16 protein-coding genes are annotated in these 21,080 nt (G+C 54.0%); 12 read left to right on the plus strand and 4 right to left on the minus strand.

Annotation, left to right across the window (positions count from 1 at the left end):
• Positions 1-39: 39 nt before the first annotated feature.
• Positions 40-1,326, minus strand: coding sequence for a citrate synthase (gene gltA / locus INT21_RS08940; protein ID WP_083002030.1), 1,287 nt, complete (start codon positions 1,324-1,326; stop codon positions 40-42).
• Positions 1,327-1,812: 486 nt separating this feature from the next.
• Here gltA and sdhC point away from each other — a divergent pair, with 486 nt between their 5' ends.
• The 9 genes from sdhC to sucD all read left to right on the plus strand — a co-directional run bounded on the left by sdhC (position 1,813) and on the right by sucD (position 13,660).
• Positions 1,813-2,190 carry a succinate dehydrogenase, cytochrome b556 subunit gene (gene sdhC / locus INT21_RS08945; RefSeq protein ID WP_171880175.1) on the plus strand — a complete coding sequence of 126 codons (378 nt, stop codon included), beginning with the start codon at positions 1,813-1,815 and terminating at the stop codon, positions 2,188-2,190.
• A complete protein-coding gene (gene sdhD, locus INT21_RS08950) occupies positions 2,184-2,531 on the plus strand; it encodes a succinate dehydrogenase, hydrophobic membrane anchor protein (protein ID WP_038482412.1) in 348 nt (115 codons plus the stop codon). Before sdhC ends, sdhD begins: the two co-directional genes overlap by 7 nt.
• A 3-nt stretch (positions 2,532-2,534) precedes the next feature.
• On the plus strand, positions 2,535-4,307 hold the full coding sequence (gene sdhA / locus INT21_RS08955) for a succinate dehydrogenase flavoprotein subunit (protein ID WP_009722512.1): 1,773 nt from the start codon (positions 2,535-2,537) through the stop codon (positions 4,305-4,307).
• A gap of 27 nt (positions 4,308-4,334) precedes the next feature.
• Positions 4,335-5,045: a succinate dehydrogenase iron-sulfur subunit gene (locus INT21_RS08960; protein WP_009722513.1), complete on the plus strand. Its 711-nt coding sequence runs from the start codon at positions 4,335-4,337 to the stop codon at positions 5,043-5,045.
• 434 nt (positions 5,046-5,479) lie between these two features.
• Positions 5,480-8,314 (plus strand): 2-oxoglutarate dehydrogenase E1 component, encoded by a 2,835-nt coding sequence (locus INT21_RS08965; RefSeq protein WP_089040890.1) that lies wholly within the window; start codon positions 5,480-5,482, stop codon positions 8,312-8,314.
• 38 nt (positions 8,315-8,352) lie between these two features.
• Positions 8,353-9,918: a 2-oxoglutarate dehydrogenase complex dihydrolipoyllysine-residue succinyltransferase gene (gene odhB / locus INT21_RS08970; RefSeq protein WP_193061585.1), complete on the plus strand. Its 1,566-nt coding sequence runs from the start codon at positions 8,353-8,355 to the stop codon at positions 9,916-9,918.
• 114 nt (positions 9,919-10,032) lie between these two features.
• Complete coding sequence (gene lpdA, locus INT21_RS08975; RefSeq protein WP_089038765.1) at positions 10,033-11,472, plus strand: dihydrolipoyl dehydrogenase; 1,440 nt, start codon at positions 10,033-10,035, stop codon at positions 11,470-11,472.
• Between the two features lie 149 nt (positions 11,473-11,621).
• A complete protein-coding gene (gene sucC, locus INT21_RS08980) occupies positions 11,622-12,788 on the plus strand; it encodes an ADP-forming succinate--CoA ligase subunit beta (protein WP_009722517.1) in 1,167 nt (388 codons plus the stop codon).
• Positions 12,788-13,660 (plus strand): succinate--CoA ligase subunit alpha, encoded by an 873-nt coding sequence (gene sucD, locus INT21_RS08985; protein ID WP_009722518.1) that lies wholly within the window; start codon positions 12,788-12,790, stop codon positions 13,658-13,660. The genes sucC and sucD overlap by 1 nt, the downstream gene beginning before the upstream one ends.
• Positions 13,661-13,726: 66 nt before the next feature.
• Here the strand turns inward: sucD and INT21_RS08990 are convergent, their stop codons facing one another.
• The 3 genes from INT21_RS08990 to INT21_RS09000 all read right to left on the minus strand — a co-directional run bounded on the left by INT21_RS08990 (position 13,727) and on the right by INT21_RS09000 (position 17,936).
• Positions 13,727-14,767: a lysylphosphatidylglycerol synthase transmembrane domain-containing protein gene (locus INT21_RS08990; protein WP_193061586.1), complete on the minus strand. Its 1,041-nt coding sequence runs from the start codon at positions 14,765-14,767 to the stop codon at positions 13,727-13,729.
• Positions 14,745-15,863: a glycosyltransferase family 4 protein gene (locus INT21_RS08995; RefSeq protein WP_193061587.1), complete on the minus strand. Its 1,119-nt coding sequence runs from the start codon at positions 15,861-15,863 to the stop codon at positions 14,745-14,747. Before INT21_RS08995 ends, INT21_RS08990 begins: the two co-directional genes overlap by 23 nt.
• A gap of 132 nt (positions 15,864-15,995) precedes the next feature.
• Positions 15,996-17,936 (minus strand): exoribonuclease II, encoded by a 1,941-nt coding sequence (locus INT21_RS09000; protein ID WP_089040889.1) that lies wholly within the window; start codon positions 17,934-17,936, stop codon positions 15,996-15,998.
• 254 nt (positions 17,937-18,190) lie between these two features.
• Here INT21_RS09000 and INT21_RS09005 point away from each other — a divergent pair, with 254 nt between their 5' ends.
• Genes INT21_RS09005 through INT21_RS09015 form a run of 3 tightly spaced genes read left to right on the plus strand, consistent with a single transcriptional unit; the run spans position 18,191 to position 21,069 of the window.
• Positions 18,191-18,925, plus strand: coding sequence for a GntR family transcriptional regulator (locus INT21_RS09005; RefSeq protein WP_089038762.1), 735 nt, complete (start codon positions 18,191-18,193; stop codon positions 18,923-18,925).
• Between the two features lie 8 nt (positions 18,926-18,933).
• On the plus strand, positions 18,934-20,049 hold the full coding sequence (nagA, locus tag INT21_RS09010) for an N-acetylglucosamine-6-phosphate deacetylase (protein ID WP_193061588.1): 1,116 nt from the start codon (positions 18,934-18,936) through the stop codon (positions 20,047-20,049).
• Positions 20,050-21,069 carry an SIS domain-containing protein gene (locus INT21_RS09015; RefSeq protein ID WP_089038760.1) on the plus strand — a complete coding sequence of 340 codons (1,020 nt, stop codon included), beginning with the start codon at positions 20,050-20,052 and terminating at the stop codon, positions 21,067-21,069. It abuts the gene before it with no gap.
• Positions 21,070-21,080: the final 11 nt, after the last annotated feature.

Raw genomic sequence — 21,080 nt, forward strand, 5'->3', positions numbered from 1 at the left:
CTTTTATTATCCTAGTGACGCTACGTTGTTACCGTGGCGTTATTTTTTAGGATAATCGCGCATGTCGTGGCCAATATACAGCTGACGCGGGCGGCCAATTTTGTAGCTTTCGCTGAGCATTTCATGCCAGTGAGAGATCCAGCCAATGGTGCGAGATACCGCGAAAATAACGGTAAACATATTGGTCGGTATGCCCATGGCTTTGAGAATGATGCCAGAGTAGAAGTCGACGTTTGGATACAGCTTGCGCTCAATGAAGTACTCGTCTTCAAGGGCGATTTGCTCAAGGCGCTTGGCGATTTTGAGCTGCGGGTCGTCAGCTAAGCCAAGCTCAGCAAGGACTTCATCACAGGTCTCTTTCATTACTTTGGCGCGCGGGTCAAAGTTGCGATATACGCGGTGCCCAAAGCCCATCAGCTTGAAGGGGTCATCTTTATCTTTGGCTTTGTCGACAAACCGCTGAATGTTTTCTTCAGAGTCGTCGCCAATTTCATCAAGCATATTCAGTACGGCTTCGTTGGCGCCGCCGTGTGCAGGACCCCAAAGTGCCGCAATACCGGCGCTGATACAGGCAAAGGGGTTGGCGCCGGTTGAGCCTGCTAAGCGTACTGTAGAGGTCGAAGCGTTTTGCTCATGATCCGCGTGCAACATAAAGATGCGGTCCATGGCTTTCGCGTATACCGGATTGATTTTGTACTCTTCGCATGGGTTGCTGAACATCATGTAGAGGAAGTTTTCTGCATAGCTCAGGTCGTTGCGGGGGTAGTTGAACGGCTGGCCAACATTATACTTGTGCGACATTGCGGCCAGGGTCGGCATTTTTGCAATGAGGCGAATAGCGCTGATCACGCGATCTTCTTCTTGGGTGATGTCCATGTGGTCATGGTAGAAAGCAGCTAGGCCGCCAACGACGCCACAAAGGATAGACATTGGGTGCGCATCGCGGCGGAACCCTTTGAAGAAATTGTTGATTTGGTCGTGCACCATGGTGTGGTTACGAATGCGCGACTCGAAATCTGCATACTGTTCATCGTTAGGTAGCTCACCGAATAGCAGGGTGTAGCATACCTCGACAAAATTAGACTCTTTGGCCAGTTGGTCGATAGGGTAGCCGCGGTGTAGCAGCACGCCCTTGCCGCCATCAATATAAGTGATAGCGGACTGGCAGGAAGAGGTGGCCATGAAGCCGGGATCGTAGGTAAACAGGCCTTCAGCACCTAAGCCGCGTACGTCGATGACGTCGGGGCCAAGTGTGCCGGAATACATGGGTAGTTCGATCGATTTTTCTAGACCGTCTACCGTCAATGTCGCTTTCCTGTCAGCCATGCTGGCCTCCTTTCGAATTCGGTTTGGGACGTAATGTCGTTGTTTCGCATACCGCGCCGGCGAAAAGGCTCGCCTACTATAGAAGTGTGCGACATTTTGTCAATTAGCCTAAGCGCTAGGTATCCTTGTACAGCTGTTGTTGTATTGGGCAATCTTTGTATATGGTAAGTGTGGAGTTCGTGGTAGAGGCGTCAGGGGGTTGACGACACGTTAACGGACTTATCAAACCATCAATCTCCTGTCACTATAACCATGCTGCAACGCAAAATCGACTCAGGTTGACCTCAATTTTCTTGCACCATAGTCGAGTTAAGCTTGAGTTCGGTTTGTCAGCAGGGGCGAAGGTTCTTATAATCCACGGCGCGCGACCGGCAGGTAGGAGGTCGTGCTCGACTTGGCAACGGCCGAGCCCCTTCCAGCAACCACTGCCCGCTCGGGCCATGCCCGACCTGTCGCAGAGCGGGCCAAGAGAGTGTGTATAACGCCGTGAATAGCAAACGACCCGTAAACTTAGACCTTACTACGATACATTTCCCACTACCGGCGCTAACGTCGATTACACACCGTATTACGGGTGTCATCCTCTTCGTTGGCCTGATCTTCGCTTTTTGGGCGCTGGGTAAATCACTATCGTCTCCGGCTGGCTTTGATGCCGTCAGCAACGCATTGGCCAATAACTTTTTCGCCAAGTTCATTGCCTGGGGATTGTTATCCGCATTGGCATTCCATTTTGTAGCAGGTATCAAACACCTGTTGATGGATGCGGATATCGGCGTGACCCTAGAAGGTGGCGTGAAAAAAGCACAAATCACTGTTGTCGTCAGTGTCGTTCTGATCATCCTGGCAGGAGTTTGGGTATGGTAACCAACATCACAAGTTTTGGCCGTAGCGGGTTATCCGATTGGCTAATGCAGCGCGTTTCAGCGGTAATCCTGGCTGTATATACCGTCTTTATCGTCGCCTACCTGCTGCTCAATCCTAATCTGGATTACTACGCTTGGAGTGGACTGTTCGATCAAACTTGGATGCGTATTTTCTCGCTGCTCGCATTTGTTTCCATTGCAGCGCACGCCTGGATCGGTTTGTGGACGGTCACCACCGATTATCTCAAGTCCACTCGCCTGCGCGTGGGTGCCCAGACTCTGATTATTCTGGCCATCTTCGTATATCTGGTGTGGGGCATTCAAATTCTGTGGGGAGCTTGATACATGTCTAACCTTCGTAGCCTGACATTTGACGCCATTATCATCGGTGGCGGTGGCTCTGGCTTGCGTGCTGCTTTAGAACTTGCCAAATCTGGCAAAAAGACAGCCGTACTGTCCAAAGTGTTCCCGACACGCTCTCACACGGTTTCTGCCCAGGGTGGTATTACTTGCGCCATCGCATCGTCAGATCCGAACGATGATTGGCGCTGGCACATGTACGACACTGTTAAAGGCGGCGACTACATTGCCGACCAAGACGCAGCTGAGTACATGTGTTCAGAAGGCCCGAAAGCGGTGTTTGAACTTGAGCACATGGGGCTGCCGTTCTCGCGCTTTGATAATGGCCGTATTTATCAGCGTCCGTTTGGTGGCCAGTCGAAAAACTTCGGCGAAGGCGGTCAGGCGGCACGTACCTGTGCAGCCGCTGACCGTACTGGCCACGCACTGCTTCACACGCTCTACCAAAACAACCTCAAGAACAACACCACGTTCTTGAATGAGTGGTACGCGGTAGATCTGGTGAAAAACAGCAACGGTGATGTGGTCGGTTGTATCGCCATGTGCATCGAAACTGGCGAAGTTGTCCACGTTAAATCGAAAGCCACTGTTCTGGCCACGGGTGGTGCAGGTCGTATCTATGCCTCTACTACTAATGCCTTGATCAATACTGGCGATGGTATCGGCATGGCGCTACGTGCTGGCTTCCCGATGCAGGACATGGAAATGTGGCAGTTCCACCCGACCGGTATTTATGGTGCGGGTACGCTGGTCACTGAAGGTTGCCGTGGTGAGGGTGGTTACCTGATCAATAAAGATGGCGAACGCTTCATGGAACGTTATGCGCCGAACGCCAAAGACTTGGCAGGCCGTGACGTTGTTGCTCGCTCAATGGTCATGGAAATTCTGGAAGGTCGTGGTTGTGGCGAGAAGGGCGATCACGTCTTCTTGAAGCTTGATCACCTGGGCGAAGAAGTTCTTGGTAAGCGCCTGCCGGGTATCGTTGAGCTGTCGAAAACGTTTGCTCACGTTGATCCTGCTAAAGATCCGATTCCTGTCGTGCCTACTTGTCACTACATGATGGGCGGTATTCCGACCAATATTCATGGTCAGGCAATTACCCAGGACGAAAGCGGCAACGATCATATCGTTAACGGTTTGTTTGCTTGTGGTGAAGCGGCGTGTGTATCGGTTCACGGTGCTAACCGCTTGGGCGGTAACTCACTGCTGGATCTGGTGGTCTTCGGTCGTGCGGCGGGTATGTTTATTGAAGGCGCGCTGAACGAAGGTATTGATTACCTGGATGCTTCTGAATCTGATATTGAATCAGCGATGAAGCGTATTACGCGCTGGAATGAATCGGAAGGTGGCGAGAGCATTCCTGAGCTTAAAGCAGAGCTCCAAGACATCATGCAGACTTCTTTCGGTGTATTCCGTGAAGAGAAGAATATGCAGGAAGGTGTCAAGAAACTGGCGGATCTGCGCAGCCGAATTGCCAATGCGCACCTGCCTGACAAGTCCAATGCGTTCAACACGGCGCGTGTTGAAGCTTTAGAACTTGATAACCTAATGGAAGTGGCAGAAGCAACGGCGATTGCTGCCCTTGAGCGTAATGAGAGCCGTGGTGCGCACTCGCGCTACGACTATCCTGACCGTGATGATGTCAACTGGCTGAAGCACTCGCTTTACTTCCCGGCCACGAAAGAGCTGAAGAAGCGCGACGTTAACTTCAAGCCGAAAACTGTTGATACATTCGAGCCTAAGGTTCGCACCTACTAATCTCTGCACTGACGAGAGGGAGTCACCATGTCTAACCTTCAGGTATCCGTATACCGCTACAATCCGGAAACCGACTCCGCGCCCTATATGCAGGAGTTCCAGGTCGATACCAAAGGCCGCGATCTGATGGTGCTGGATGTTCTGCATCTGATGAAAGAGCAGGATAGCGGACTTGCGTTCCGTCGCAGCTGCCGTGAGGGCGTATGCGGTTCCGATGGCATGAACATGAACGGTAAAAACGGCTTGGCATGTATTACGCCGCTGTCAGATGTTGTGAAAGGCAATAAGCTGACCTTGCGCCCATTGCCGGGTCTGCCGGTTATCCGCGATATGGTTGTGGATATGGGGCTGTTCTATAAGCAGTACGAGCGCATTCAACCGTACTTGCAGAACGATGAGCCTGCACCGGCGATTGAGCGTCTGCAATCACCAGAAGAGCGCGACAAGCTAGATGGCCTGTATGAGTGTATTCTTTGTGCATGCTGCTCTACGTCATGCCCATCGTTCTGGTGGAATCCAGACAAGTTTGTCGGTCCGGCTGGTTTGCTTCAGTCTTATCGCTTTCTTGCGGATACACGTGACACGGCTACCCGCGAACGTCTTACCAGCCTGGAAGATCCGTTCTCCGTGTTCCGTTGCCGCGGCATCATGAATTGCGTTGCGGTTTGTCCAAAAGGACTAAATCCGACCCGTGCAATTGGTAAAATTCGTGAAATGTTGTTGGCTGATGCGACGTAAACGCCTAATCCTATGAAAAAAATGCGATCGCTACGTAAGTTGCTGCACAAAGCCACTTAAATCGTGGAGCTTCGCTTGTTATCATAGGGGCGTTAGGTGGTGCGGCGACGCGTCGCACCATCTAACCAGTCAAGTTTAAAAGCCGGTGCCGCAAGTACCGGCTTTTGAGCATGAACTGATTGAGTATGACTAGATAAAAGAAGCCTTCGTATTAACGTAGTGAGTAGACGAAGGTATAATAGTACGTAGTGAAATAGAGCGTACTGAAGTGGTACGTAGTGAAAATGTAGTACTTACAGCTAGTATGAATAGGGCTTCCGGCCTTCGGTCGGCGCCGCCGGCATATGTCCCGCCCCGCCGGCAGGGCAATAGCGATGTCGTTGCGCGATTGCAGCGATACCGATACCACCCCATCAGTGCAGGGTGACCGAGAGATGCAACAAGGCATAATGGAGTTGATGTGGCGTTCCTCTCACGTTAGTGGTGGCAATGTCCACTACGTGGAAGCGCTTTATGAGCAGTACCTCGCCGATCCTGATTCTGTCTCAGATGAATGGCGCAGCTATTTTGATCAGTTGCCTCGTTCTGAGGGCAGTGCCTCCCACGATGTTCCACTAAGCCCCACTCGTGATCAGTTCTACCAACTGGGTCGTGAAAGTCGCCCAGGCCGGGTAGCCGCCGCCTCCGATAGCGGTGAGAATAAAAAGCAGGTAAAAGTCCTGCAGCTGATTAACGCATACCGCTTTCGTGGCCATCAGAAGGCCAATATCGACCCGCTAGGACTGCGTAATCCCACCCCCGTCCCAGACCTCGATCTGTCATTTCATCAGCTTTCCAAGGCTGATCTTGACACCGAGTTCCAGACCGGCTCGTTTTTTCTAGGTATTGATAAAGCACCGTTGCGTGAGATCGTTGACGCGCTGGAGCAGACTTATTGTCGCTCTATCGGTTGCGAGATCATGCACATTGTTGATACCGAAGAGAAACGTTGGTTGCAACGGCGTTTTGAATCGGTGCGCAGTGCGCCGAAATTCAGCGACGATGTGCGTAAGCATGTGCTTGAGCGCCTTACCGCTGCCGAAGGTTTGGAAAATTACCTAGCGTCTAAATATCCAGGCACCAAACGCTTCGGTCTTGAAGGTGGTGAATCATTTGTTCCGATGATGGACGAGTTGATTCAGCGCTCCGGTGGCTATGGCACTAAAGAAGTTGTTATTGGCATGGCTCACCGTGGCCGTTTGAACCTGTTGGTTAATATTCTGGGGAAAAATCCCGCTGAATTGATCGACGAATTCGACGGTAAAAAGGTGATCGAGCGTGGTTCTGGTGATGTGAAATATCACCAAGGCTTCAGCTCTAACGTCATGTCGCCTGGTGGCGAAGTTCACTTGGCAATGTCGTTTAACCCGTCGCATTTGGAAATTGTTGCGCCGGTAGTAGAAGGCTCGGTACGCGCACGTCAAGATCGCCGTAATGATGAAGAGGGCAGCAAAGTTCTGCCAATCAACGTTCATGGCGATGCAGCGTTTGCTGGTCAGGGCGTGGTCATGGAGACATTCCAGATGTCTCAAACCCGTGCCTATAAAACCGGTGGCACAGTACACATCGTGATTAACAACCAGGTGGGCTTTACGACGTCGAACCCCTTGGACGCGCGATCCACCGAATACTGTACTGACATCGCTAAGATGGTTCAGGCGCCGATTTTCCATGTTAACGGCGATGATCCTGATGCGGTTATCCATGCGACCCAAGTGGCGTTGGATTACCGGCAACAGTTTAAGAAAGACGTTGTTATTGATCTGGTGTGCTACCGCCGCCGCGGCCACAACGAGGCCGACGAGCCATCGGGTACCCAGCCGATGATGTACGCCAAGATTAAAGATCATCCTTCTTCGCGTTCACTCTATGCGAAGCGTCTGGTCGAACAGGGCGTATTGTCAGAAGAAGACGCTAAGGCAATGGTTGAAACCTACCGCGATGATCTTGTGGCAGGCAATCACGTAGCTAATGCCTTGGTGCAGGAGCCTAATACATCACTCTTTGTGGACTGGGCTCCCTACCTGGGGCATGAGTGGACCGGTAATGCAGACACTACCTTCGATATGAAGCGTCTGCAGCAGCTGGCTGCGAGAATGTGTGAGGTTCCTGATGGCGTCGAAGTACAGCGCCAAGTCGCTAAAATCTATGAAGACCGTCGCAAAATGCAGGCGGGCGGCATGGGGCTTAACTGGGGCTTCGCTGAAACGCTAGCGTATGCCACGCTGCTTGATCAAGGGCATCCGATTCGTATTACCGGTCAGGATGTTGGTCGTGGGACGTTCTCTCACCGTCATGCGGTTATCCATAACCAGAAAGATGGTTCTACGTACGTACCGCTGCAGAATATGTCAGACGGTCAGCCGCGCTTTACCATTCACGACTCTTTCCTATCGGAAGAGGCTGTGCTGGCGTTTGAGTACGGCTACTCCACGACAGCGCCGGGTGACTTAGTCATTTGGGAAGCCCAGTTTGGTGACTTCTTCAACGGTGCCCAAGTCGTGGTTGACCAGTTTATCTCTTCTGGTGAGACCAAGTGGGGACGACTGTGTGGACTGACCATGCTGTTGCCGCATGGTTATGAAGGTCAGGGGCCAGAGCACTCCTCCGCGCGCTTAGAGCGCTTCTTGCAGCTGTGCGCTGAGCACAACATGCAGGTGTGTGTGCCGACGACGCCCGCACAGATTTATCATCTGATGCGACGTCAAGTCATTCGTCCGTTGCGTAAGCCACTGGTAATCATGTCGCCGAAGTCGCTACTGCGCCACAAAGAAGCGGTATCTAGCCTAGAAGATCTTGCTCACGGCAAGTTCTACATGGTGCTACCGGATCAGGCGAATCTTGAGGCAGAAAAGGTGACTCGCGTTATTATGTGTGCCGGTAAGGTGTACTACGACCTAGCCAACTGGCGTGCAGAAAACGAGCGTGATGACACGGCGATTATTCGTCTCGAGCAACTCTACCCCTTCCCGAAAGAAGAACTTCTGGAAGTGCTCCAGGCGTATGCCAATGTGGAAGACATCGTGTGGTGCCAGGAAGAGCCGCTAAACCAGGGCGCTTGGTACTCAAGTCAGCACCACATGCGCGCCGTCGCCGATATGCTGAAAGATGGTCTCGGACGTGATTTGAAATTTGCAGGACGTCCTGCCTCTGCCGCACCGGCAGCGGGCTATATGTCCGTCCACACTGAACAGCAGCGCCAGCTGGTGGAAGACGCTTTTAACCTATAAGCGCCCACCGGGTTTAGAGAACATATAAGGGAAACGACATGGCTACTGATATCAAAGCGCCAACCTTTCCGGAATCCGTTGCCGAAGGCACTGTGGCTGCGTGGCATAAAAAGCCGGGTGACAGCGTCGAACGTGACGAGCTGATTGTTGAAATCGAAACCGACAAAGTGGTGCTAGAAGTCGTCGCACCGGAAGCGGGTACCCTGACTGACGTGATGGCAGAAGAAGGCGATACCGTTGAGTCAGAGCAAGTGTTAGGCAAAATCGGTGAAAGCAGCGCAGCAAGTGGCAAAGAAGATACATCTTCTGATGATGCTAGTGCTAAAAAGCCTGCTGAGAAAAGTGAAGAGAAAAAAGCCAGCGGCGGTAACGGCGGTGGTAAGCAACATGACGTAAAAGCCCCAAGCTTCCCTGAATCTATCCAGGAAGGCACCGTGGCAACGTGGCACAAGAAGGTTGGTGAAGCGGTTAAACGCGATGAAGTGTTAGCCGACATCGAAACCGACAAGGTAGTGCTCGAAGTTGTCGCACCTGCCGACGGCGCACTGGCAGAAATTAAAGCCGAAGAAGGCAGCCAGGTTGAATCCGAAGCGGTTCTGGCCATCTTTACCGAAGGTGCTGGTGGCGCCGGTGAAGAGAGCAGCAGTGCCTCTGCTTCAAGTGCTGCGGGTAGCGATGATGAAGGCGCTGATGAGAAGGTCGGCGATAAGATCCTAGCGCCGGCGGCACGCAAGATGGTTGCTGAGCATGATTTGGATGTTGCCAAGATTGAGGGCACCGGCAAAGGTGGCCGCATCTTGAAAGAAGACGTGCAAAAAGCCGTGAAAGATGGTTCTGCCAAAAAAGCAGCGAAATCTTCAGCGCCGGCGAAAGCAGCTGCCGCCGCACCGGCAGTGGAAGGTGATCGCGTCGAGAAGCGCGTTCCGATGACGCGTCTGCGTCAAACCATTGCTAAGCGTCTGGTTCAGGCGCAGCAAACGGCTGCCATGCTGACCACTTATAACGAAGTGGACATGACTGAAATCATGGCGCTTCGTGCGCAGTACAAAGATACGTTCCAGAAAACCCACGATATTAAACTGGGCTTTATGGGCTTCTTTGTAAAAGCGGCTTCTGAAGCACTCAAGCGCTTCCCGGATGTTAACGCCTCTATTGATGGTACCGATATCGTTTACCACGGTTATCAAGATATCGGCGTTGCGGTATCAACGGATCGTGGCCTGGTGGTACCGGTGCTACGTGATACCGATAGCATGAAAATTGCCGACGTTGAGCGCACGATTGTTGATTTCGGTAAGCGTGGTCGTGACGGTAAGCTGGGCATGGATGACATGATCGGCGGTACCTTCACTATCACTAACGGCGGTACATTTGGTTCTTTGATGTCGACCCCGATTATCAATCCACCTCAAACCGCTATCCTGGGTATGCATAAAATCCAGGATCGTCCAATGGCTGTGAATGGTAAGGTCGAGATTCGCCCGATGATGTATCTGGCGCTGTCCTACGACCACCGCATGATTGATGGTAAAGATGCGGTACGATTCTTGGTTACTATTAAAGAGCTGCTGGAAGACCCGGCTCGCTTGCTGCTGGACGTATAACGGAGCGCGCTGATCCGCCTCCTCTGCTGTATTAGCGTTCTAATGCAATCGCACCTTGCCTCCTGCCCGTTTTAAGTTCAAACGGGGGGAGGCAACCAAGCTAAAGGAGCCAACATGGCTGACAAGTTTGATGTGATCGTTATCGGTGCAGGTCCTGGTGGCTACGTAGCGGCTATCCGCGCTGCGCAGCTGGGCCTGAAGGCCGCCTGTGTTGAAAAATGGATTGGTAAAGAAGGCAACGTCGTTCACGGCGGTACGTGTTTGAACGTCGGCTGTATCCCGTCTAAAGCGTTGCTTGAAGCCTCGCACAAGTTCGTCGAAGCCAAGCACGATTTCGACGACATGGGTATTAATGCCGGTGACGTCACGATGGACGTCAAAAAAATGATGGCTCGCAAGGACAAGATCGTTAAGAACTTGACCGGCGGCATCTCTGGCTTATTTAAAGCCAATGGTGTTACGGCTATTGAGGGCACCGGTAAAGTGGTTTCCGGTAAGCAAGTCGAAGTGACCGATCTAGACGGCAATACCACCACTTACGACGCTGATAACATCGTTGTTGCTGCAGGTTCCGTGCCGGTTGAAATTCCACCGACGCCGCTAACCGAAGGCTTGATTGTTGACTCTACCGGCGCGCTGGAATTCCAGGAAACGCCGAAGCGTTTAGGCGTTATTGGTGCTGGCGTTATCGGCCTAGAGCTGGGTAGCGTTTGGAACCGCTTAGGTTCTGAAGTTACTGTTCTGGAAGCGATGGATAGCTTCTTGCCGATGGTCGATACGGCGATCGCAAAAGAAACACAGAAACTGCTCAAAAAGCAGGGGCTGGATATTAAACTGGGCGCCCGCGTAACAGGCTCGGAATCCAATGGCGATGAAGTCATCGTTAAGTACACCGATGCCAATGGCGAACAGGAAATGACCTTCGACAAACTGATTGTTTGCGTTGGTCGCCGTCCGTACACCAAGGGTGTGATTGCCGATGGTGTGAGCGTTGAACTGGACGAACGCGGTTTTATCTTTGTTGATGACCAGTGCCGCACGAACGTACCCGGTGTTTATGCTATTGGTGACTGTGTGCGTGGCCCCATGCTGGCGCACAAGGCATCTGAAGAAGGCATCATGGTCGCTGATATCATCGCTGGCCACAAAGCCGAGATGAACTACGACACGATTCCGAACGTGATCTACACGTTCCCGGAAGTCGCTTGGGTCGGTATGACTGAGCAAGATGCCAAAGCGAAAGGTATTGAAGTTAAGACTGGTAGCTTCCCGTTCGCGGCAAGTGGTCGTGCGATGGCGAATAACGCCACCGAGGGTAGCGCCAAGATTATCGCCGATGCGGAAACTGACCGTATTCTCGGCATGCATATTGTTGGTCAGCACGCGGGTGAGATGATTGCCCAGGGCGTGATTGCAATGGAATTCGGCTCTAGCGCTGAAGACCTAGCTCTGACCTGCTATGCACACCCGACTATGTCGGAAGCTGTGCATGAAGCCGCTCTTGCGGTAGACGGCCATGCCATTCATATGGCTAACCGTAAGAAGCGCAAGTAATTCGCTAAGCAACAACCAAGCGCCACCGTCAGGTGGCGCAACACTTTCGGCTCTGTGAGAAATCAGCGGGGACGAAGGTACGGGGATGCCCCGCTCTTTTAAAGCAGCGGGTCATCGTTCGAGTCACATGCAACCAATGGCATGAATCGATGAACCTTCACGAGTATCAAGGCAAACAGCTGTTTGCTGATTATGGTCTACCAGTGTCTAAAGGCTTTGCCGTGGACACTCCCGAAGAAGCTGAAGAAGCGTGCAAAAAGATCGGCGGTGACATGTGGGTGGTTAAAGCCCAGGTTCACGCTGGCGGCCGCGGTAAAGCGGGTGGCGTTAAGCTGATTAAAGATCCGGCTGAAGCAAAAGCTTTCGCCGAGCAGTGGTTAGGTAAGAACCTGGTCACCTTCCAGACTGACGAAAAAGGTCAGCCGGTTGCTAAAATTTTGGTTGAGACTTGCACCGACATCGCTGACGAGCTGTATCTCGGCGCCGTCGTCGATCGCACCACCCGTCGCGTGGTCTTCATGGCCTCTACCGAAGGTGGTGTTGAAATCGAGACCGTTGCAGAAGAAACGCCAGAAAAGATTTTGAAAGCTGAAATCGATCCGCTGGTCGGCGCACAGCCCTACCAAGCGCGTGAGCTGGCATTTGCTCTGGGCCTGAAAGGCGATCAGATCAAGCAGTTCACCAAGATCTTCCTGGGCCTTTCTAAGCTGTTCCATGACAAAGATCTGGCACTGTTAGAAATTAACCCGCTGGTTATTACCGACGAAGGCAATCTGCACTGCCTCGACGCCAAACTGGGGCTCGACAGCAACGCGCTGTACCGTCATCCAGACCTTCAAGCGATGCGCGATCCTTCCCAGGAAGATCAGCGTGAAGCTGATGCAGCGAAGTGGGAACTGAACTATGTAGCGCTTGATGGCAACATCGGCTGCATGGTTAACGGTGCTGGCCTGGCCATGGGCACCATGGACATCGTCAACCTGAGTGGCGGCAAGCCTGCTAACTTCCTGGACGTTGGTGGTGGCGCGACCAAAGAGCGCGTTGCAGAAGCGTTCAAGATCATCCTGTCTGACGACAACGTCAAAGCGGTTCTGGTGAACATCTTCGGCGGTATCGTTCGTTGCGACATGATTGCTGAAGGCATCATCGGTGCTGTTGAACAAGTTGGTGTTAACGTTCCAGTGGTTGTGCGTCTGGAAGGTAATAACGCTGAATTGGGCGCTGAAAAACTGGCGTCTAGCGGTCTGAACATCATCGCTGCTACCAGTCTGACCGACGCGGCTCAGCAGGTTGTAAAAGCAGCGGAGGGCAAGTAATGAGCATCCTGATCGATAAGAACACCAAGGTCATCTGCCAAGGTTTCACGGGTGGCCAGGGCACGTTCCACTCCGAACAGGCGATTGCCTATGGCACGCAAATGGTCGGTGGTGTTACGCCGGGCAAAGGCGGCCAGACGCACCTGGGCCTGCCCGTTTTCAACACCGTGAAAGAAGCGGTTGAGAAAACCGGCGCGGAAGCCAGCGTGATCTACGTTCCGGCACCGTTCTGTAAAGACTCGATTCTTGAAGCTGCTAACGCTGGCATCAAGCTGATCGTGTGCATCACCGAAGGTATCGCGACGCTAGACATGCTCGAAGCAAAAGTAAAATGTGACGAGCTGGGCGTGCGTCTGATCGGCCCGAACTGCCCAGGTGTTATCACGCCTGGCGAATGTAAAATTGGCATCATGCCGGGCCACATTCACCAGCCGGGTAAAGTCGGTATCGTGTCGCGTTCAGGCACCCTGACTTACGAAGCCGTTAAGCAGACAACTGACCATGGTTTCGGTCAGTCTACCTGTGTAGGCATCGGTGGTGACCCGATTCCGGGTTCTAACTTTATCGACATTCTTGAAATGTTCGAGAAAGACCCGAAAACCGAAGCGATCGTGATGATCGGTGAAATCGGTGGTACGGCTGAAGAAGAAGCAGCGGCTTACATCAAAGCCAACGTTTCTAAGCCTGTGGTTTCCTACATTGCTGGTGTCACTGCACCTCCTGGCAAGCGTATGGGCCATGCGGGCGCAATCATCTCTGGCGGTAAAGGTACTGCGGATGAGAAATTTGCTGCCCTGGAAGATGCCGGTGTTAAAACCGTGCGTTCTCTGGCTGAAATCGGCGATGCACTGAAAGAAGTCACTGGCTGGTAAGCTATCGACCTCTAGTCGCACGCGATAAGGGCGCCCCTCGGGGCGCCCTTATTCGTTGGTGCACGGTTATCCTTCCGGCGTTTTATTATCGGATTTTCTGTTTAGCATTCGGTAGCTGTACAGAATAAATAGTGGTGCCCCCACCGCTAAATAGAGGTGGTAGCTCACCAGACGCCACACTAGGACGGCTGCTGCGGCCTGCTCGCGTTCCATCAAGGGCAGTAACAAACTGCCTACGCCGACTTCAGCCGCACCTGCGCCGCCAGGAAGAAAGCTCAGCTGGCTGGCCGCCATGGCCAGCATTTGGGTTAAAAACGTCCACATCCAATCGGCATGGCCGCCCACGCCCAGCACCGCGACATAGAGCAAGCTATAGCGCATTAGCCAATGCGCTGCGGTAAGCATCATCATCGCGAGCAGCGTCGTAAAAGGCAGCGCGAGTGTGACCTTGAGCGCATATCGGCATCGTAATAAGCGCCTTACTATCCAGCGCCGTCGGTAACGGCTTGGCCATGTCGTTATAACGCCACCTGCACGCAGCAGGCTGGGTAAATAACACATCACACCACTGACCAGCGTCGCCATAAATGCTAAACCGACCAGTGACCACTGTACTAGTGACTGATGCGGCCACTGGGTATCGCTGGCCAGAGAGAAGAGCATCAAACCGCTCAGCATGGTAAGGAAGAACAGCAAGTCACAGCCTTGGTCAATCAAAAACACCGCTGCCCCTTTGGCGGGAGGAAAGCCGCGTCGTGCAAGCAGGATAAGTAGAGTGGCTGGCCCTCCACTCCCTCCAGGCGTAGCGCACAACGCAAACTTTGATGCCAGCTCAATGCCCAGCGCACCACGTTGGCCAAGTTGCCCTGCACGGCCACCTAACATTAGCCGCAGCCTTGCTGCATTCAGGTTCCAACACAGAAACGCTAATAGCAGCATCAACAGCAATAACGCCAATGGAAAATGTTTAATACGCTGCAGCGCCTCAGCACCGCCCAGCCAAGTGGTAAGCACTAGCGGGGCCAAGAGTGCCCCCGCCAGTAGAAAACCATGCAGCGGGCGAAAACGCAGTAATCGTTGGGGCTTAGTGGTGGTGGGCGAGGGCATTGGGCCGTTCAATGTTGCAAAGGTCGATGTAGTGCTCAAGAAGAGACTGGATAACGCTATCCCAACTGAACTGGCGTTCGACAAAATGACGGGCATAACGCCCGCTGGCGGCGATGTCATTACTGAACAAGGCCGTGCATGCCTCGGCCATGGCCTCCGGGTCGAGTGGCTGACACAGAATGCCTGCGCCTAATGGCACATTTTCGACCAGCGCACCGGCCCTAGCACCCACGACAGGGATACCGCAGGCCATCGCTTCTTGAGCGATCAAGCCAAAGGTTTCCCGGGTGCCCGCATGCAGAAGGGCATCGCTACTGGCGAGTGCTTTGGCCACTTCATGTGCGCCGCAGCAGCGATCCACGACAGTGACATTGTTGGGTACCTGATGGGGCATGCCGGGACCCATCAGCAATAAATGGTAATCACTGCCGAGCTGGCGCATTGTCGCCAGCAGCACATCAATATTTTTCTCGCGGGAATTGCGACCGACAAAGATCAGCAGCTTTTTATCGCTGGGAATACCCATGCCTTGGCGGAAGGCGGGATCTCGCTGCTGGGGGTGAAAATGGTTTAAATCGACCCCTAATGGCTGTACGCGAACGTTATCGACTCCCCACTCCCTGAGTCGATTAGCCATAGCGTTACAGGGGGCCAGCACGCTATCAAATTGGCAGTAGAGGTCTTTGACATAGCGCGTTAAGCGTTTCTCTACGTAGCGGCCAAAGCGATCCCCCATTAAGCGTGGAAGGTCTGAGTGATAAAATCCGACCACCGGTACGCCAAGCGTTTGGCCTGCGGCAAGGGCTGCCCATGCCGTTACATAAGGGTCGCCAGCCTCGATAAGATCAGGTTTTAGCTCGATTAGTGCATCGCGCCAGCGTGACCCTCTCAGCGGAAAGCGGTAGCCCTGGCCCAAGGGGAGGTGTAGCGCTGGCAAGGTGTGGTGGTCACCCAGGCTATCGCGCTCAGCTCCCGGCACTAACAAGCTAGTGCGTAGGTTTGCCGTGTGCGCTAGCACCCGGTGTTTAGCTTGCAGATAAGTACGAACGCCGCCGCTTGCCGGGGCGTGAAACATGGTCACATCAGCGATGTGCAAGGTAACCTCCGAACTACAAGGGTGTCATCGGATTACCATAAGGAAGAAATAAGTCAGTTCTGCGACAGTTAATGGGTGGCGGGAAAATAAAACGCCACGGCAATGCCGTGGCGTGGGCGGTGCAAGGTAACGTTATTCTGTGGGTTTGGCGACCAGCGAGCGGGTTTCCTCACGGGCTTCTGTTAGCGCAATGCGCAGGCTGTCGCCCAGCTTGTAGCGCTCTTCGCCTTCAATTTGAATGCGACCCTCTTTATCATCAATGACCACTTTATCGCGATCGCTGTGCATTAGCGGGGCGGGTACGAAGGCGGTAGCACCATTTTCCAGCAGGCGTACTCGCATACCACCACGGTTGATCGCCATGATCTCTGCGTCGAAGGCGTCTTGGTTTTGAGCCGCTGGCGTTAAGTAGCGAACGTAGAGCCAATCTTTTACGTCGCGTTCTGCCATACGGTTCAGGCGCCGCCGCTCGGTGAGTTGCTCGGTGAGCTGCTGGCTGGCTTCTGCCGGAGCCTGTTCACCTTTAAGCACTCGCTTGATCAAACGATGGTTGACCATATCGCCGTACTTACGAATTGGCGACGTCCAGGTGGCATAAGCCGGTAGCCCAAGACCAAAGTGCGGGCCAGGTTGAGCGGACATGCTGGTAAAGCCTTGGAAGCGGCGCAGACGCGCGTCCAGCCAGGCATCATCACGGCTTTCCAGAGCGCGCTTTAGCTCTTTGTAGTGAGCCAGCTCAGTCAGCGCTTCCTGGGCGACCTCAATCTCCTGAGTTGCTAAGAACTCTTGAGCAGATTCGGCTTTTTCAGGCTCAAAAGCGCGGTGCACATTAAAGATACCGTGACCGATATGTTTGGCGAGGAAGTCCGCGCAGCAAGCGTTAGCGGCAATCATCGACTCTTCAATCATACGGTTGGCAATGCGGCGATCTTCGGTGCGAATGCCTAAGACGTTGCCCGCGTCGTCCAGGTCGAAAACGTAATCAGGACGATCTTTAAACACCAGCGCATGTTCGTTGCGCCAAGCGGTGCGCGCCTCAGTCAAATCGCGCAGTGCTTTCAGCTGTTCAGCGATATTGTCAGCGGGAGCCCACTCGCCTTGACCGTCAATCCAGTCGGAAACGCGGTCATAGACTAGTTTGGCGTGGGATTTTACGTTAGCCGCAAAAAAGCGGTAATCACCTAGGCTGCCGTCGGCATTAATGTCCAGCGAGCAGGCAAGGGCAGGGCGGTCCTGACCTTCCCATAGCGAGCAGAGGTCATCTGCCAGCTGTTCAGGCAACATCGTTACATTTTGGCCGGGTAAGTAGACCGTAAAAGCACGGGTGCGCGCTTCAAGGTCGGCCGCATGGCCTTCTTCAACGTAGGCCGTTGGGTCAGCGATCGCAACGCTTAGCCGCCAACCGCCGCTCTCCAGCGCTTCCACGTGTAGCGCGTCGTCCATATCGCGGGTTTTTTCGCCATCGATAGTAAAGAAGGGCTGCGCTGTGAGGTCTTCACGGGTTAACCCTTCATCATGCAGTGGCCACTCGGTACCTGCGTCCGGGCACTCTTGTTCCAGCGCATGGCGGGCAAGGGTGACGCGCCACGGAACGGCGGGGTCGTCGGCCTTAGCCACTAGCTCATCAATTTGCGTGAAGAAGCCGCGATCGTTCTCTTTCAGCGGGTGGCGTACCAGCCGCGCGACAACCCAGTCGCCATCAGCAATGGTGGCTTCATCCAGGCTGTTCTTTATGCGCGCCTTCAGCACATTGCGAATCGACGGATGGTCGGGCACAACGGCTAAACGGTCTTCGCGCTTCTGAACACGGGCAACAAAGCGGTCAAGCCCAGCTTCGATCAGCTTCTCAGGCTCTACGGACTTTTTGTCGCCGTTTTCATGGATCACCGCCTCGACGCGATCGCCATGGAGTACTTGCTTCATGGCGGGGGGCGGCACGAAATAAGATTCACCGCTGTCGGTTTCAAGAAAACCGAAGCCTTTTTCGGTGGCTTTGATCACCCCTTCAGCGCGTGGAGTGGTGTCACGGATCTGTTGCTTGAGCTGGGCAAGCAATGAGTTGTTTTGCAGCATGTGTTCAATCAGTTGGCGAGAGTAGCCTGCCACTATACGGATTCCCAAAGGCCGCGCCAATCGTGGTTACCCTGAAGTTCGCTTTGGCCCCAAACTATCAACGATCTGCGTTCAATTATGTGCGCGCTTTATTGCCTTATTGGCCAGGCCGGATGTCACTATTCAACCATAGTTGTAGCTAATTGGTATTTGATTGGTATCTCATTGGGTCTATAGTGGTATCTAATTGGTATGGCCGCTACTGGGAGACACTCATGGACCCACGCTTTACTCAGCTACATCTTGATCCTCAGGGCGCAACACCGCTTTATCAGCAGTTAGCGCGCCAGCTAGAACAAGCAATTGAGACGGGCGCCTGGCAAGCCGGCGAGGCGTTGCCTTCTGAGCGCAACTTGGCCGAAAGCTTAGCGGTTTCGCGCATTACTGCGCGGAAGGCGTTAGATCGCCTAGCAGAACTTGGGCTGATTCGCCGAAGCCGTGGTTCGGGCACGTTTATTGCCCCTCGCCTCAATCAGTCCTTGTCACGGCTCGCCAGTTTTACCGAGCTGCTCACCCAGCGTGGGTTTACGCCGAGTTCTCATTGGTTGGAACGCAAGCTGGCCAACCCCAGTGCAGAAGAGAGCATGCGCCTTGGCCTGGGGGCTGACGCTCAAGTCGCGCGTCTCAAGCGTTTGCGTTTAGCCGATGAGGTGGTAATGGCGGTGGAAGAGAGTTGCCTGCCCATCTCGGTGCTGCCCGATCCTCTCCGGGTCGATACATCGCTTTATGCAACGTTGGAAGCCAGCGGCAGAGGCATAGCACGTGCTTTGCAGCATGTGACGGCTATCAATGCCAGCGCAGAACTAGCCATGCTGGCTGAGGTGCCTGAGGGCCAGGCGCTGCTCAAAGTGACGCGTCTAGGCTATCTCGCAGATGGCTCTCCGGCGGAGCTTACCGTTACCTACTGCCGCACTGATTATTACGACTTTATGGTCGAGATGACCCGCTAGGAGGTTTTATGCAGTTTGGCAATATTCTCACCTCTGAGGGCTGGCGCCTGGGAGAGATCCACTGGGAAGACGGGCGTATTAGGCGCATTGACGGCGATCCGGTAGATCCTGATACCAATGACCATCCACGCATTATTCCCGGCTTTATAGATTTGCATGTGCATGGTGGTGGTGGTGCCGACACCATGGAGGGCGGCACAGCTGTTGCCACCCTAGCGCGCACCCATGTGCGCTTTGGAACTACCCGTTTGCTTGCTACCACCATGACGGCGCCAGATGAGCGGATCCGTCAGGTGCTAGGCGATATCGCCCGCTATATGGAGGCGCAGGAGCCGGACGCCGCCAAGGTGTTGGGCGTCCATTTGGAAGGTCCTTATATCAATCCTGGCAAGCTGGGTGCTCAACCCGCCTATGCGCGTAATGGGGTGATTGAGGGGGTGGATGAGCTGTGTGCTTTGGCCCCCATCCGCTTACTGACACTTGCCCCTGAGTTAGCTGGCCACTATGCATTAATTCGCCATCTCAGCGAACGCGGCGTGCGGGTTCAGATAGGGCATACGCTTGGCAGCTATGAAGAGGGCGTTGAGGCATTGGCTCATGGTGCCTGCGGGTTTACTCATCTGTTCAATGCCATGACCGGACTGCATCACCGCAAGCCGGGAATGGTCGGCGCAGCGCTCGCCCATGCGCAGTACGCCGAAGTGATTCCTGATCTGCTGCACGTACACCCTGGTGCCATCCGTGCCGCCTTACGTTGCATCCCTAATCTCTACGCGGTTACCGACTCCACGGCAGCGGCAGGCATGCCAGACGGTGATTACCGTCTAGGTGAGCAGACCGTCACCAAATGTCTGGGAGGTGTGCGTTTGGCTGACGGCACTTTGGCAGGCAGTACGCTGACCATGGATCAGGCGTTACGTAACTTCGTTAGCCTCGGTCTTACCCTGGCGGACGCCTCGGATCGCCTGTCACGTTTCCCCGCCGACTTCCTGGGGATCGACGACATTGGCCGCCTGCAAGAGGGCGCATTGGCGGATCTGGTCATCCTTGACCCCCAACTTCAACTCCAAGCGGTCTATGTCGAAGGCCGTCATATCTGTGGAAACGCCCAAGGAGCCTCATAAATGTCTTTGATGCTTGAAGAAACTCGCAACGCCCCTGAACGTGTTCGCGGTCAGTTGCAGCGTAATCACGCGTTGCTTGCTGCACTAGGTGAACGCTTGCGCCTTGCCGAGCCGACTGCCGCAGTCACCGTGGCGCGGGGCAGTTCCGATCATGCCGCCAGCTACTTCGCCTACCAATGTATGCAGCGTAAAGGCATTCCGGTGGCCTCGCTGCCTCCCTCGCTGACTACCCTGGCTAAGGCGCCTTGGCGACTAACAGGGCAATTATCCTTGGCGGTTTCCCAATCTGGACAAAGCCCTGACCTAGTGGCGATGCAGCAGTCGCTCGCTGCCGCTGGGGCTCGAACGATAGCGTTAGTCAATACGCCGCAGTCGCCTCTGGGCGCGGCCAGCGATAGTGAAATTCCGCTCTACGCGGGAGAAGAAAAAAGTGTCGCTGCCACCAAAAGCTACTTGGCCACGCTTTCTGCCATGGCGCAGCTTATCGGCCACTGGCAGGAAGACCGCCTGCTACTCACTGCTTTGGAACAACTTCCAGAACGACTGACCCAGGCCCTGGCGATGGATTGGTCCCCAGCCATCGAGGCATTACTAAATGCCGACAAGATGATGGTGATTGGTCGTGGAGCGGGTCTTGCAGTCGCTCAGGAGGCGGCGCTCAAGTTTAAAGAAACCTGTGCGATTCAAGCGGAATCCTTTAGCGGTGCCGAAGTTCGCCATGGTCCGATGGCGCTGATTGGCCCTGATTATCCGGTGTTGGTATTCGCGCCACCAGGGCCCGAACAGGCTGGTTTGCTGGAGTTAACCGATTGGCTCAAGAGTGTTGGCGCCCGAGTCGTCCTTGCTGCCGACAAGAGCGTGGTACAGCGCAATTTGACCTTGGTAGATGCTGGTCATGAGGCTCTGCAGCCACTGTCGGTGATTCAGAGCTTTTATCAAATGGTGGCTGGTCTTGCAGAGGCCCGGGGAAGCGATCCAGATCGCCCACGGCACCTCAATAAAGTTACCTGCACCCTGTAACGTATAACAAC

The sequence above is a fragment of the Halomonas sp. 3F2F genome (assembly GCF_014897805.1).
GTDB lineage: Bacteria > Pseudomonadota > Gammaproteobacteria > Pseudomonadales > Halomonadaceae > Vreelandella.

Coding starts and splice junctions, on each gene's coding strand:
- gltA (WP_083002030.1), bottom strand. CDS start 1,326: ATGGCTGACAGGAAAGCGACATTGACGGTAGACGGTCTAGAAAAATCG.
- sdhD (WP_038482412.1), top strand. CDS start 2,184: ATGGTAACCAACATCACAAGTTTTGGCCGTAGCGGGTTATCCGATTGG.
- sdhA (WP_009722512.1), top strand. CDS start 2,535: ATGTCTAACCTTCGTAGCCTGACATTTGACGCCATTATCATCGGTGGC.
- INT21_RS08960 (WP_009722513.1), top strand. CDS start 4,335: ATGTCTAACCTTCAGGTATCCGTATACCGCTACAATCCGGAAACCGAC.
- INT21_RS08965 (WP_089040890.1), top strand. CDS start 5,480: ATGCAACAAGGCATAATGGAGTTGATGTGGCGTTCCTCTCACGTTAGT.
- odhB (WP_193061585.1), top strand. CDS start 8,353: ATGGCTACTGATATCAAAGCGCCAACCTTTCCGGAATCCGTTGCCGAA.
- lpdA (WP_089038765.1), top strand. CDS start 10,033: ATGGCTGACAAGTTTGATGTGATCGTTATCGGTGCAGGTCCTGGTGGC.
- sucC (WP_009722517.1), top strand. CDS start 11,622: ATGAACCTTCACGAGTATCAAGGCAAACAGCTGTTTGCTGATTATGGT.
- sucD (WP_009722518.1), top strand. CDS start 12,788: ATGAGCATCCTGATCGATAAGAACACCAAGGTCATCTGCCAAGGTTTC.
- INT21_RS08990 (WP_193061586.1), bottom strand. CDS start 14,767: ATGCCCTCGCCCACCACCACTAAGCCCCAACGATTACTGCGTTTTCGC.
- INT21_RS09000 (WP_089040889.1), bottom strand. CDS start 17,936: ATGCTGCAAAACAACTCATTGCTTGCCCAGCTCAAGCAACAGATCCGT.
- INT21_RS09005 (WP_089038762.1), top strand. CDS start 18,191: ATGGACCCACGCTTTACTCAGCTACATCTTGATCCTCAGGGCGCAACA.
- nagA (WP_193061588.1), top strand. CDS start 18,934: ATGCAGTTTGGCAATATTCTCACCTCTGAGGGCTGGCGCCTGGGAGAG.
- INT21_RS09015 (WP_089038760.1), top strand. CDS start 20,050: ATGTCTTTGATGCTTGAAGAAACTCGCAACGCCCCTGAACGTGTTCGC.